The 13,002-nt window shown below is 73.9% G+C and carries 11 protein-coding genes; 5 read left to right on the top strand and 6 right to left on the bottom strand.

From position 1 onward, the window contains the following. Positions 1 to 6: 6 nt before the first annotated feature. Entirely contained in the window at positions 7 to 309 is a 303-nt protein-coding gene (locus tag K4S16_RS33590) for a WXG100 family type VII secretion target (protein ID WP_149263088.1), read from the bottom strand. Beyond that, positions 306 to 707, bottom strand: a complete 402-nt coding sequence (locus K4S16_RS33585; protein ID WP_149263087.1) for a YbaB/EbfC family nucleoid-associated protein — start codon at positions 705 to 707, stop codon at positions 306 to 308. The genes K4S16_RS33590 and K4S16_RS33585 overlap by 4 nt, the downstream gene beginning before the upstream one ends. Positions 708 to 1,007: 300 nt before the next feature. Here K4S16_RS33585 and K4S16_RS33580 point away from each other — a divergent pair, with 300 nt between their 5' ends. Beyond that, positions 1,008 to 1,289 carry a hypothetical protein gene (locus tag K4S16_RS33580; RefSeq protein WP_149263086.1) on the top strand — a complete coding sequence of 94 codons (282 nt, stop codon included), beginning with the start codon at positions 1,008 to 1,010 and terminating at the stop codon, positions 1,287 to 1,289. Positions 1,290 to 1,316: 27 nt separating this feature from the next. On the opposite strand, the gene K4S16_RS33575 is transcribed toward K4S16_RS33580, so the two are convergent. Continuing rightward, positions 1,317 to 2,138 carry a hypothetical protein gene (locus K4S16_RS33575; RefSeq protein WP_160161117.1) on the bottom strand — a complete coding sequence of 274 codons (822 nt, stop codon included), beginning with the start codon at positions 2,136 to 2,138 and terminating at the stop codon, positions 1,317 to 1,319. A 220-nt stretch (positions 2,139 to 2,358) separates the two neighbouring features. Between K4S16_RS33575 and K4S16_RS33565 the strand changes: the two genes are divergently transcribed. Together K4S16_RS33565 and K4S16_RS33560 are read left to right on the top strand one after the other, a co-directional pair. Further along, positions 2,359 to 4,038 carry a MinD/ParA family protein gene (locus K4S16_RS33565; RefSeq protein ID WP_149263084.1) on the top strand — a complete coding sequence of 560 codons (1,680 nt, stop codon included), beginning with the start codon at positions 2,359 to 2,361 and terminating at the stop codon, positions 4,036 to 4,038. Then, the gene (locus tag K4S16_RS33560; protein WP_235037234.1) at positions 4,035 to 4,541 is read left to right on the top strand and encodes a hypothetical protein; all 507 of its coding nucleotides are present in this window, start codon (positions 4,035 to 4,037) and stop codon (positions 4,539 to 4,541) included. Before K4S16_RS33565 ends, K4S16_RS33560 begins: the two co-directional genes overlap by 4 nt. Positions 4,542 to 4,588: 47 nt before the next feature. Here the strand turns inward: K4S16_RS33560 and K4S16_RS33555 are convergent, their stop codons facing one another. Continuing rightward, positions 4,589 to 6,016 (bottom strand): DUF1266 domain-containing protein, encoded by a 1,428-nt coding sequence (locus K4S16_RS33555; protein WP_149263083.1) that lies wholly within the window; start codon positions 6,014 to 6,016, stop codon positions 4,589 to 4,591. Between the two features lie 83 nt (positions 6,017 to 6,099). Then, complete coding sequence (locus tag K4S16_RS33550; protein ID WP_235037233.1) at positions 6,100 to 7,041, bottom strand: DUF6177 family protein; 942 nt, start codon at positions 7,039 to 7,041, stop codon at positions 6,100 to 6,102. A gap of 107 nt (positions 7,042 to 7,148) precedes the next feature. Between K4S16_RS33550 and K4S16_RS33545 the strand changes: the two genes are divergently transcribed. Further along, positions 7,149 to 8,588, top strand: coding sequence for an LCP family protein (locus K4S16_RS33545; protein ID WP_149263082.1), 1,440 nt, complete (start codon positions 7,149 to 7,151; stop codon positions 8,586 to 8,588). A 158-nt stretch (positions 8,589 to 8,746) separates the two neighbouring features. Continuing rightward, positions 8,747 to 9,712, top strand: a complete 966-nt coding sequence (locus tag K4S16_RS33540) for a glycosyltransferase (protein WP_149263081.1) — start codon at positions 8,747 to 8,749, stop codon at positions 9,710 to 9,712. Between the two features lie 46 nt (positions 9,713 to 9,758). Here the strand turns inward: K4S16_RS33540 and K4S16_RS33535 are convergent, their stop codons facing one another. Next, complete coding sequence (locus tag K4S16_RS33535; RefSeq protein ID WP_160161116.1) at positions 9,759 to 12,923, bottom strand: hypothetical protein; 3,165 nt, start codon at positions 12,921 to 12,923, stop codon at positions 9,759 to 9,761. Between the last annotated feature and the right edge of the window lie 79 nt (positions 12,924 to 13,002).

Below are 13,002 nucleotides of genomic sequence, written 5' to 3'. Positions count from 1 at the left end.
ATCAGCTCACTTCAGCCTCGAGGCGTCCTCTGCCTGCTTGTAGGTCTTGGCCATCTGGTCGACACCCTTCTTGATGCCTTCCAGGCCGTCCTTGAGCTTGGGGAACGACTCCAGGACGCTCGTACTCGGCTCCTTGTAGCCCTCGGCGAACGTCTTGCCGGTCTCGTCGGAGCCCCAGCACTCGCCCTCGGCCATGAGCGCGGAGTTGAGCCGGTCGTAGATCGCCTTGAGCTGCGTCGCGCCGTCGTGGAAGCCCTTGCCCGCGCGCTTGAGCTCCTCTGTGTCGACCTCGAGGTACTCGTAGGTCATCGCGGCGGGATTCCGAGCCGCTCGCGGATCGCGTCGAAGTCGTCCGGCCGCTCCGGCAGCAGCTTGCCGAAGTCGACGCCGCCCTCCGCGGCGCCCTCCGGCGCGAGTCCCCGCATCGCCGCGCGCATCTGCTCGACGACCTGCGCCTGCGCGTCCCGGGACGCCTCCATGATCGCTTCGGCGAGCTCCGCGGAGCCGAGCTTGCGCTGCACGCGCGGGTCGAGTTCGAGGGAGGTCAGCCGGCCCTGCCGGTCGACCTTCACCTTCACCATGCCGTCGGCGGCCTCCGCCTCGGCCTCGATCGCCTCCAGCTTGGACTGCATGTCCTGGATCTGCCGGCGCTTCTCCTGGTACGTCTGCAGGAGCTCGTCGATATGCGCCTGCCATTCAGCGCGCACAGGCACCCCTCTGTTCGTCGGGAGCTTGCAAGAGCCCGCGACCGCGCACGATCACAGGTACACACAGGGATTGATCATTTATAGGGGTTTCAATGTGGATTTCGCAACCTGTTCCGGACTGTCCGTGATTGCCATGCAGTGCTCGGACGTCGCACGATGCCGCCGGAAGCCGTCCGCCCTGTGGAACCCTGGCTTGTGGAACACTTCGGGGACCGCGCGGTGCGCCGCGCGATCCCAGAGGACGACCTTGGAGGGGTGTGGCGAACGATGCGCAGGAGGCCGAACATCTGTGACGCGTGCGTGCGCCTGCAGAAGAGGTCCAACCCTGGCGCGCAGACGTCGCTCGACCGCTGGATCCCCTACTGCGACGCCTTCCCCGAGCGGGTGCCGGACGAGATTTACCGCGGTGGGTTCGACCACCGGAATCCCTACGAGGGCGATCGGGGCATCCGGTTCGAGATGCGTCCCGGCGGGGAGCGGATGCTGGCCGCGTACGAGTCGTCCCTCGCCCGCAAGCAGGCGAGGGCTGCGCAGGCCCGGCAGGCCGAGCAGGACGGCGAGGAGCCGGGGCAGGGCGGCTGACGCCGAGGCGCGCCGCCCGGCCCGCGATCAGTTGCTCCACAGCAGCGTGTTGGTGACCTCGACGCCGAGCTCCCCGGCGGTCGCGAAGACGCTGCCCGTGCGGCCGCCGGTCGGGCCGCCGTTGGACCAGTACGACTGGGCGTAGACGACCGTGGAGCCCTGGGCCCAGGTCCGCGTCCAGTACGCGGGGTCGGCCTTCGGCTGCGGAAGCCCGCTGGCGTCCGAGGGGGTCAGCAGCTTCGGCCAGCCCTCCTGGTTCGTGTAGCCCTTGACGATGGACGCGTCCGTCGAGGTGGCGAACTTCAGGATCGAGACCGACGTGATGATCTTCTTTGACGGGTTGGCGTAGACGGCCGAGTACATGCTCCCGACGCAGGGGTGCCGGCGCAGCGCGGGCAGCAGCACGGAGTTCGCGCGGGTGGTGCACGACTCGGTGCGGGTCCCCGCCTGCGTGAACACGTTCCCCTTCGCCGTCGTGATCGTCCGGCTCAGCACGCCGGACGGGTCGACCGCCCCGCCGCTGGAACGGGTGGGCGTCGGCTGCGTCGTCGGTTCCGTCGTCGATTCGAGGGTCGGCAGGCGCGTCGTGGACGGCAGCGAGAGCGTCCGGGCCGGTTCCTTGTCGTCGTCGCCGAACACGAGGACGGCGACCGTGCCCACGATGGCCACGGCCAGCACCGAGCCGACGAGGAGCAGCCACACGAGCGTGCTGGCGCCGCCGCGCGGCGGGGGCGGGGGAGGGAAGCCGGGGCCGCCGGCCATCGGCGGCGGGGGCGGGCCGACAGGCCCGCCGGGCGGCGGGTATCCCGGCCCGCCGGACGGCTGACCGGGCCAAGGTGGGGGGTTCATGCTCGCTCCGGGCGGTTCACGTGCGGGGTGCCGACTGAGATCCGGCCAGACTACGGGAGGGACCTGGGGATTTCATGGCAGATTTCCCATATGCAGGTCATCGTGCCGATGAAACCCTGATGAGGTATGGCTCCTAGGCTGTGACGGATGGGTCATGCATCCGGTCTCGGTGCGTGCGGTGACGAGTGTCTCGTAGGCTTGCCGGTGAGAGGGGAGGCAGGTGTCCGACTCCAGCTGGCAGCACGCGGTCCTGCGCGAGATCGGCGTATCGCGGCGGGGATTCCAGATGCTCGACGCGACGCCGAACAGCCCGGCCCAGGGGTCCTGGGGGGCGGAGGCGCCGCCCCGTCCCGCGCCTGAGCAGCAGCCGGCCGCCGCGCCCGTCCCGCAGCCCGCTCCGCAGCCCGTGCAGGCGGCCTCACCGGCACCCCCCGAGGTGCCGCCGTTCGCCGCGCCCGTCGAGCCGGGGCAGGACGCGCCCGACGGCCCGGCGCCGCTGCTCCCGGAACCGCAGCCCCTGCTCCCGCAGCCCTCCGAGCCGTCCCCGCAACCCGCCGCCCAGCAGCCCGTCGCCCCGCAACCTGCCGCCCCGCCGCCCTTCGCCCAGCCGATGGCGGCCCAACAAGCGCCCCCTCAGCAAGCCGCTGAGCAAGCAGCGGCCGAGCGCGCGGCAGCCGAGCAGGCGGCGGCCCAGCAGGCCGCCGCGCAGCAAGCGGCTGCGCAACAGGCGGCGGCGCAACAGGCGGCGGCGCAGCAGGCCGCCGCGCAGCAGGCCGCGGCGGAGCAGCCGACGGCGGAAGGCCAGGCCCACGCCCAGCCGGAGCACCTCGAGCCCCTCATCGGTTCCGACTTCGACTGGGAGGCGGCGGTCAACCCCGTCCTCGGCGCGGTGCCGTCGTCCACCGACGCCGGCCGGCAGGCGGACGCGAACGCCGCAGCTCCCGCACCCCAGGCGCCGGCCCATCCGGTCCCGGCCGAGCAGGCGGGCGGCGGCCACCAGATCCCCGCCCACGACCTCGTCCGCAAGAACCAGCACGGCGACCCCCTCGCCCGCCGCATGGGACGCGGCGTCCGCAACGCCATGGGCGGCGGGGGGCGGGAGGCCCGGGAGCGGGCCGCGTTCGCCGACCTGATGCAGCGGCAGGTGCCGAGCTCCCGGCAGATCGCGGTGGCGAGCGTGCGCGGCGGCGCGGGCAAGACGACGATGGCGGCGATGGTCGCGACGGAGCTGGCCCGGCACCGCGCCGACCGGGTGCTGGCCGCCGACGCCGACGCCGAGCTGGGTTCGCTGCCGCTGCGTCTCGGCGTCCGCTCGCAGCTGTCGCTGTTCGACCTGGCGGCGCAGAACCCGCACACGTTCGAGGAGGCGGAGCGCTTCCTCACCCGCACCCCCGACGGCCTCTACGTGCTGTCGTCCACGCGCGACGGACGCATCGCGGGGGAGTTCACCCTGGAGACGTTCCAGACCGCCCTCAGCGCGGTGAGCCGGTACGTCTCCGCGACGGTCGTCGACTGCGGCGCGGGAATCCTCACCGAGGTGAACCGCGGTGTCATCGCGAGCTCGCACGGCCTCGTCCTGGTCACCCCGGGTACGGTCGACGGCGCCCTGAGCGCGCGCGGGGCGCTGGAGTGGTTCTCCTCCAACAACCAGCAGGCGCTGCTGCCGCGCACCGTCATCGCGATGGTGTCGCACGCCCCGCAGGTGGGCGCCGACCTGCAGCGCGCGCACCAGATGCTCACCGCGTGGGGGCTGCCCGTCGTGTCCGTCCCGTACGACCGGCAGCTCGCCACGGGCAGTTCGGTCGACATGTCCCGCATCTCCGCCGCCGCCCGCGCCGCGGTGACGCACGTCGTGTACGAGGTGTTCTCGCGCTCGCTGACCGCGGGGGTGACGCGATGAGCAGCGACCTGGTCGCGCTGGTGCGCCGCCGCCCCGACGTGCACGCCGTCGCCGACGGCATGATCGCGATGGGCGAGCCGCTGGAGCTGCGCGGCGGCGAGCCCGAACCCACGCGCCTGCACGACGGCGAGGGACGCCTGCTCGTGTCGATCGAGGACGCCGTGCAGGTGTCGGTGCAGGGCGAGATCGGCCGGCTGCTCGGCCCCGAGTTCGCGGCGCGGGTGGTGGCCCCCGTCTGGTGGGTGGACATCCGCGCGGCCGCCGACGTGCCGGACGCGGTCCGCGTCGCGCGCAAGTTCGCCGACTCCCTCGTCCACTGGCTCGGCGGGACGGTGTACCCGGAGGGCGCGACCGACGCCCCGGCCCGCAGCTGGAAGGCGTCCGGCCAAGGCGGTGCCCAGCCCGGCGGCGGCGCCCACCCGGGAGGCGGCGCTGCGGGCGGCTTCCCAGGACCGGCGGGCGACGCGGGCGGTGCCGCCTACCAGGGCGGCGTGATCGGCTAGTTCCGCCATCCGGGGCTGGGCCCGCTCCTCGGCGGATGCCGCGGCGGTCAGGGCCAGTCGCGGGTGAGGTCCAGGTCCCAGGGGACGAGGTTCCACGGGCTGCGGGGGTCGGTGGCGAGCTCCTCGATGAGCTGCTCGTACTCGGCCTGCGCCTTGCCGCCGCCGCCCGACCACAGGAGCCGTCCCTGCAGGTAGCAGGTCGCCATGTCCCGCCAGGACGTGTACCGCCGCTGGATGTCGAGCGCCAGCGGGAGCATCCGGTCCCAGCAGTACTCCTCGGTCAGCCACCCCACGATGTGGCCCCACCGGTAGAGCATCAGGGCGCGCCCGTAGTCCCAGATGAGGAACCGTCCCACGTTGGCGCGCAGCGCCGGGTCGGCGAGGACCTTCAGCCGGTGCAGCTCCTCCGCCGCGTGGTTGCGGTCGTTGAAGAGCTGGTGGAGGAACAGGGCGAGCTCGGCGCCCTCCTCGCTCGCGTCCGCGCCGGGCTCGTCGCGCAGCAGCGGCGGGACGAGCCGCGCGTACGAGCCGCCCTCGTCCCCGTACCGGACGCGGACGAGCTCGATGAGCCGCTCCACGAACGGGGGCTCCAGCCGGTCGCCGGCGATGAGGCCGTCGACCTCGCGCAGCAGCGCCTCGTACTCCCGCTGCGCGGCGGGGGGCCGGGCGGCGAGGCGGGCGTCCTGCGTGAAGTCGGCGCGGTGCCCGTCCTGGACGAGCCAGTTGACGGCGCCGAGGAGCTGCTCCAGGTCGTAGGCGCCCCAGGGGTCCTGGAGGAGGTCCTGCGCGGCGCGCCGGTCGGCGGCCGCGGCGGACGTGCCGGGCGCTGCGCCGAGCCGGTCCACCCGGAAGCCGTTGACGGCGCCGTAGGGGGCGCCCGCCGCGATGATCCAGCGCTGCACGGGCGTGAGGTCGCTGCCATGGGCGAGGACGCCGGTCAGGTCGGGCGCGGAGATCAGCTCCCAGAGCCGCCGCTGGAACTCCTCGGCCTGCCGCTCCTCGCTGCCGAAGAACCCGGCGAGCTGCTTGCGGAGGGCCGGGTGCCGGACGTAGAGGCGCCGGAAGAACCGCCCGTTCTTCCAGACCAGGTGCTCGGGGCGCAGCTCGCCGAACGGGATCCGCGTCCGCCGGTGGACCACCGCCTGCTCGGCGAACCGCAGTTCCAGGTCCGACCAGAGCCCGGCCAGCGGGGTGAAGCGCAGCAGCAGGAGGAACCCCCCGACCAGGGCCAGCAGCGCGGCGCCGGGCGCGAGCGCCCACCGGGCGAGGTCCTGCAGGCCGGTCAGGGACAGGACGGCGCCGGTCAGCAGCAGCGACACCCCGCCCGCGCCGAGGCCGAGGAACCAGCTGGTCGTGAGGACGAGCGACCCCTCGATGCGGAGTACCGCCTCGTCGTCGTCGAACTCGAACGACCCCTCGGCGAGCGTCCCTTCGACGGCCCGCTCAAGCGCGTCGAGCTGGCCGGCCTCTCCCATGGGCAGGACCGTACAACATCCCTTACGGGTAGATCATCTCCCCGCTGCCCGGTATGTGGCGGCCTGTCACCACCCGAGGTGGATCAGCCTGATTGGAGGTGCTGCATGAGCATGGCGTGCCGCTGCCAGCCGTCCTGCGAGCGGCCGTCGCCGAGCGGGAAGAACGTCAGCGGCGCGCGCGGCGGGCCGACCTGCTGGCCGGGGAGTCCGTTCGGACCGGCCACCGCGCCCGCGACGGCGAGCGCGACCGGGGCGGGCGCGCCCGTCCAGCGCGGCTCGGTGGTGAGGTCGGCGCGGCCCGGGGTGAGCTGGACGAAGATCGACGCCACCGGCTGGTCGGCGGCCAGCGCTCCGACCAGGGTCGGCAGGTGCTGCAGGGGCGGCGGGTCCTCCGGCGCGTAGCCGACGGTGACGGTGCTGACCTCGGCGACGCCGCCGCCCTCGCTGGCGGTGAAGTCGCAGATCGCCTGCGCGGGGCGGGGCCCGTCGCCGCCGACGACGAGCCGCGCGGTGGAGCGCCCGCGCGCGTACTCGGTGAGCCGGTCGCGCCGCCACGGGTGCTCCAGCGGCTCGGCCGGGCCGAGGCCCGCGGGGGGCTTGCCGGTGACGAGCTGCAGCAGCCGCTCGACGGGCCCGCCGAGGTCGCCCTCGGCGCCGTGCCTGATCCGGTAGACGAGCGTGAGCTGCGAACCGACCGGCGCCGTCGGGCGGGTGGTGTAGCCGGGCGCGTAGTCGCGGGCCTCCGGGACGGGCACGAACGTGCCGCCGCTCCACTTGAGCGGCCGTCCGGTCAGGCCCTCGTAGTAGCCGTCGCCGTTCCGCACGACCCACTGCACGTCGTTCCCGGACGCCGCGGTGCGCAGCGGCAGCGACAGCCGCGACTCCAGCGGCGTGACGAGCTGGAGGGTGCGGCCGCTGCCGGCGCATTCGCCGAGCGCCCTGTTCAGCCAGGCGCTCAGCGGCACCACCGGACGGTCCTGGAGGACGACCATCGCCTGGTCGGTCAGCGCGTCTACGGTGCTCATCTCGCCCCGGAGTCTAGTGCCGCCCGCCGCCCGGCCCGGCGCCCGCGGGCCTGCGTCTTTCCGGTGACGCCCGTGGCGCATGTCCAATCTGTGTTGAAATGTTCCGGATGCAGCGAGCCGTCGCACCCTCTCCCGTGCTGTACGCGGACAGCGCCCCGACGCCACCGGAACCGCCGGTGCGGGGGCGCCTGTGGCGCGTGCTCGGCTGGGTGTCGATCGGCCTGTCGGTCGTGCTCGTCGCGGGCAGCCTCACCGCCTACGGGTTCTGGCGGCGGCTGGACGGCCAGATCGACCGCGAGGACGTCGGCGGCAAGCTCGGCGACCACCGCCCGCCCAAGCTGAACAACTCGCTGAACATCCTGCTGATGGGCTCCGACAGCCGCGCCGGGGAGAACGCCCGCTACGGCGCCGAGGCCGGGCAGCGCTCGGACACCACGATCCTGCTGCACATCTCGCCCGGCGGGGAGAGCGCCATCGGCGTCAGCTTCCCGCGCGACTCGATGGTGCGGATGCCGCCGTGCAAGCGCCGCAACGGCACGACCGTCCCGGCCCAGTTCGGGATGATCAACGCGGCGTTCTCCAACGGCGGCCCCGCCTGCACCTGGAAGACGATCGAGTCGCTCACCAAGATCCACATCGACCACTACGTCGAGGTGGACTTCGCCGGGTTCAAGCGGGTCGTGGACGCGCTCGGCGGCGTGGAGATCTGCGTCCCCAAGCGGATCGACGACCCCAAGGCCGAACTGCACCTCAGGGCGGGCCGGCAGATCGTCCACGGCGACCAGGCCCTCGGCTACGTCCGTACCCGCTACGTCCTCGGCGACGGCTCCGACCTCGACCGGATCAAGCGGCAGCAGGCGTTCATGGCGTCCGTCGTCAAGAAGGCCACCGACAAGGGCATGCTCACCGACCCCGGCCGGACCTACGACTTCCTCTCCGCCTCCACCAAGTCCATCAAGGCCGACAAGGGCCTGTCGCTGTCGGTGATGCAGAGGCTCGCCGGCTCCCTGCGCGGGATGAGCGCCGGGAAGGTTCGGTTCGTCACCGTTCCCGTGGAGGCGTACCCGCAGGACAGGAACCGCGTCCAGTTCGCCCAGGCCGCCGCCGAGCCGCTGTTCCGGTCCATCCGGGAGGACAACAAGCTCCCCGAGCCCGCGCCGGCGCCCGTGCCCGCGCAGAACAAGGTCCCGCCCGTCCCGCCCGCGCAGGTCAGGCTCGGCGTCTTCAACGCGTCCGGCACCGGCGGCCTCGCCCAGCGGACCGCCGACCAGCTCGCCGAGCGCGGCTTCCAGATCGTCAAGGTCGGCACCGCCAAGAAGCGCTTCGCCCGCACGCAGATCCTCTACGGCGCGGGCGCCGAGCGGCAGGCCGCCCGCACCGCGATCGCGGTGCCCGGCGTCCAGCCGCGCCCGTGGGCGTCCGCCAGACCCGGCTACGTCTACCTGGTCATCGGCAGGGAGGGCGCCGATCTCCGGGTGATCAACCCGACGGTGCCGAAAATGGCGGGAGAGATACGCGCGGACCGCGATATCTGCGCACAGACCTGATGTGGCCGTTCCCCACCGGTATCTTGGCGCGCGCAAACCATTCATCGCATCAAAACGTCCCACCTAGGACGGCGTACCCCCGACCCCCCCCGACCTGGCCCGCCGCCCCGGCCCCCGCACGGTGCTCCACGGCCGCCACGCTCCCCCGGAACGGACGCATGCAGCCTGAAGCCTTCACCCTGCTGATGACCGTCTACGGCGGTGATCGTGAAGCCCATGTCCGGGACGCCTTCCGCAGCGCCGTCCAACTCCAGACGCTCCGCCCCGACCAGGTCGTCCTCGTGCAGGACGGACCCGTCCCGCCCGCCCTCGCGGCCGTCCTCCACGAACTCGTGAGGACCAGCCCGGTCGAGGTCACCTTCGTGCACCTGGAGCACAACCGCGGCCTCGGCCCGGCCCTCGACGCCGGCCTGCACGCCTCCCGGCACGACATCGTCGCCCGCATGGACGCCGACGACTACTCGATGCCGCACCGCTTCCAGACCCAGGTCCCCCTGGTCCGCGCGGGCGCCGACCTCGTGGGCGCCGGGCTGCTGGAGTTCGGCACCGACATCACCGACATCGTCGGCCGCCGCACCCCGCCGAGCGACCCCGCCGACATCGCCCGCTACTCCCGCCTGCACGACCCTTTCAACCACCCGACCGTCGTCTACCGGCGCAGCGCCGTCGTCGCCGCCGGCGGCTACGGCGACCTCCCCCTGATGGAGGACTACTGGCTGTTCGTCCGCATGATCGCGGGCGGCGCGCGGATGGTGAACGTGGCCGAGCCCCTCGTCTACTACCGCGTCGGCGACGGCGCCTACGAGCGCCGCGGCGGCCGCGACCTGCTGCGCTCGGAACTGCGGCTGCAGCGCGAGATGCGCCGCGAGGGCTTCATCTCCCAGCCCCAGTACTGGCGCAACGTCATGGTCCGCGGCGGCTACCGCCTGGTCCCCACGCTGATCCGCAAACCCTTCTACCGCGCCGTCGTCGCCCCCTACGGCGCCCGCCGCAACCGCCTCCGCGACAGGGCCCGCGCCGCGCCCCCTCCCGTCCGCTACGTCCCGCGCCATGCGCGTCCGGAGGCGGGCGGGCACGAGCGGCTCCCCGGAATGGACGCCGCTCCGCCGCAGCCGGAGAAGTAGGACGGGGCGGTGCGCGCCGTCGCCCGCACCGCCCGTATCGCCCGTGTCACTGCACCGGACGGCTCCACAGGACGGGCTGGCCGCCGTTCGAGTCGGCGCTGCGGCCCACCCCGAGCAGCCTGCTCCCGAAGGCCGCGAGGCCGGTGATCTCCTGGTCCCCGACCCCGCCGAGGCCCGTTCCGCCAGGTGTGGCGGCCTGCCAGGCCGAGCCGTCCGCGGACGTCCACGACACCACGTCGGCCGAGCCCGGTCGCCCCGTGGTGCCGGTGGCGGCGAAGCCCTTCGAGGTCGCGGTCAGCGCGCTGACGACGACCGTCGTGCCACCACTCGGCGACTCCAGCGGACGCCACGTCTTCCCCGCGTCGGTGGACACGTAGCCGAGCCAGTTGAGCCCCTTCGGGGTCGCCGCGATCCCGGCGGCCACGAGCGTGCCGCCCTTGGCGGCCACGTGGGTGAGGTGCCCCTCGGTCGCCCCGGCGGGGACCTGGAGTTCCTGCAGCGTCCACCGCTTGCCGTCCGGCGACAGCCACACCGACGGGTGGTTGCCCTTGGCGTCGCGGCTGCCGCCGACGGCGGCGTATCCGAACGAGCCCGACGTGACGTCCAGCATCCAGCGGCCCGCGGCCTTGGCGCCCGCCATCATCTTCGGGTCCGCCCCGGCGCCCCGCGCCCAGTTCTGCAGGTCGGAGGAGTGCCAGGTCGCGGCCGAGAAGCCCTGAGTGCCGACGACGACGTATCCGGCGGGGCCGGCCGCCGCGGCGTAGGTGACGGGCGCGCCCTGCCTGTTCGCCGCGAAGGCGGGCGCGGTGTCGGCCGCCTGCCAGGTCGCGCCGTCCTTCGAGGTGACGACGAGGGGACGGCGCGGCGCCGACTGGTCGTAGCCGACCGCCAGCCAGCCGGCGCCGCCCGCGGCGACGTCTTCCAGCTGCTGCGGCCCGGGCCGGGTGAACGCGGCGCCGAGGCCCTGCGCGGCCTTCCATGACGCGCCGTCCTGCGACGACCAGACGGCGGCGTCGCCGCTCGCGCTGCCCACCGCGACCGCGAGGCCGTCCGTGGCCGCGATGCCGCGCACCGCGTGGTCGGGACGGACGGCGCCGGGGATCTTCGTCAGGTCGACGGGGACCGCGGCCCCGGACGCGTCCCACACGCCGAGCATCGGGTCGAGGTCGCCGCCGCCGGGCTCGCGGCCGACGAGCACCGTCTGGCCGTCCGCACCCGCCGCGCCCAGCACCTCGCGCCCGGCCTTCGACTCCGCGGTGCCGGCCGCCTTCCAGGCCGCGCCGTCCGCGCTGCGCGCGAGCAGCACGTCCCCGCCCCGCACGACGACGGCCGTGAACCCCTGACCGTCGGAGACGATCCCGTTGGTGCGCTGGTACCCGGCCGGTTCGAGCTTCCCGGCACTGGTCCACGACCTGCCGTCCTTGGACGTGAAGGCCTGTCCGAAGAGCTTCTTGGACGCCTTCATCTCGCGGATGGCCAGGAAACCCGACTTGCCGCCACCGCCGATCATCAGGCCGCGGCTGCCCTTCGGCACCGGCACGTCGGACGTCGACCACGTCCGGCCGGCGTCGTCGGAGCGCCAGACCTTCCGGTAGGGGCCCGGCTTCTTGGAGTCGGGCGTGATGAGCCCTTCGAGCAGGATCACGTCGCCGCTGGCCGCGGCCTCGACCAGCGAGAAGTCGCCCTTCTCGACCTGCAGGCCGATCTGGTCGCCGACCCGCGCCTCCCAACGGCGCCCGTCGCCCGACAGCCACACCGCCGGCCGCGAGTCGCTGAAGTCCCCCTTCGGGGAGTTCTCGCCGACGGCGAGGAACCCGCCGCCGGTACCGACGATCCGGTTCACCCGGTTCTGCGGACCGAAGACGTCGCCGACGGCGTCGGGCTGCCGGCGCCACTCCCTGCCGTCCTTGCTGGTCCACACGGCTCCGCCGCCGCCGGCCCGGCTGCCGACGGCGACCCAGCCCCGCGGCGACGCGCCGACGGCCTCGGGGACCCCGCCGGGAGGTGCGACGCCGCCGTCGGCGTCCTGCTGGGCGACCGACTTGAAGGTGCGGCCGCCGTCGGAGGAGACGAGGAACAGGCCGCGGGAGTTCTGCGGGTCGGTCTCGCCGCCGACCGCGACCACCGTCGAGCCGCGTGCCGCGACACCGGTGACCTGCTGGTCGCGGCCGTCGGTGCGGGCCGCGGCGTCCACCGGGAACAGCGCGCCGGCGAGCTCGGCGCCCGAATCGCCGCCGTCGTCGTCACCGCCGATCAGCCCCGGCACCACCAGCGCGCCCGCGGCGACCAGCGCCACGGCGGCGAGCCCGGCGGCGCCGATGAGCAGCGGCTTCTTGATGCTCTTGCGGGGACCCTTCGAGCCGCGCGGCCCGTCCGTGCGCCACGGCTCCTCGATCACCGGTGGGGGCGCCACCGGGTGAACGGCCTCCGGCGCGGGCGGGGGCGTCCCCGGGATCTGCTGCGCCCACGGGAACGGCTCCGCCGCCGGAGGGCTCTGGGAGGGCGGAGGAGTCTGCGCGCCCGGGATCTCCTGCGCGTACGGGAACGGTTCGTGGGAGGGGCGCGCGGGGGTGCCGGGGACCTCCTGCGCGTAGGGGAACGGCTCGTGGGCCGAGGGGCTCTGCCCGGGCGACGGCTGCGGGGGTGCGGGCGGCGGTGGCGCCAGATGCTCCGCGCGGGTGGCGTCGGGCATCTGCTGCTCGTAGGGGAAGGGCGGCGGGAGGGGGATCTCCGCCCTCGTCACGTCCGGCGCCTGCTGCCCGTAGGGGAACGGTGGCGGCGCGGGGATGTCGGTGGATGTCGCCGGGGCGTCCGCGACGGGAGCTGGAAGGGCGGGCGGGGTCGCCGCGCCCGAGTCGCCGCGCTCTGCGGCGCTCTCCGCGGACCGGTCCGCCGCAGGCTTCTGGCCCTTGGGCAGGATCACCGTCTGCAGCGTCTCGTTGATGTTGCGGTCCACGACGGTGCGGTCCGCCATCTCCGCTTCCGCGTCGTCCTCAGGGGCGTCCTCAGGGTCGTCCTCGGGATCGTCCTCCGGAGGGTCCTCGGGAGCGTCGTCCTCGGGGTCGTCCTCCGGGTCGTCGGCGGGAAGCAGCGGGCCGGACGAGGAGCCCTGGTCGTCCAGCCACCGCGGCGGGGGAGGCGTCTGGGCCGCCCGCCCGGGTTCGGGACGCTCGGCCTCGCGGTCTTCATCCGGCTTTCCGGTTGGAGTCACGCCCACTCCCAGCTCCCGCTCACTCTGCACATTTCACCCTGCACATCGCCCTGGCGCGTCCGCAGTCGTCAGCGATGAT

The sequence above is a fragment of the Actinomadura sp. K4S16 genome (assembly GCF_008327685.1).
Classification (GTDB): Bacteria; Actinomycetota; Actinomycetes; order Streptosporangiales; family Streptosporangiaceae; genus Spirillospora.
The sequence above is the reverse complement of the archived record's forward strand: the minus strand, read 5'-3'. Positions and strand labels throughout refer to the sequence as shown.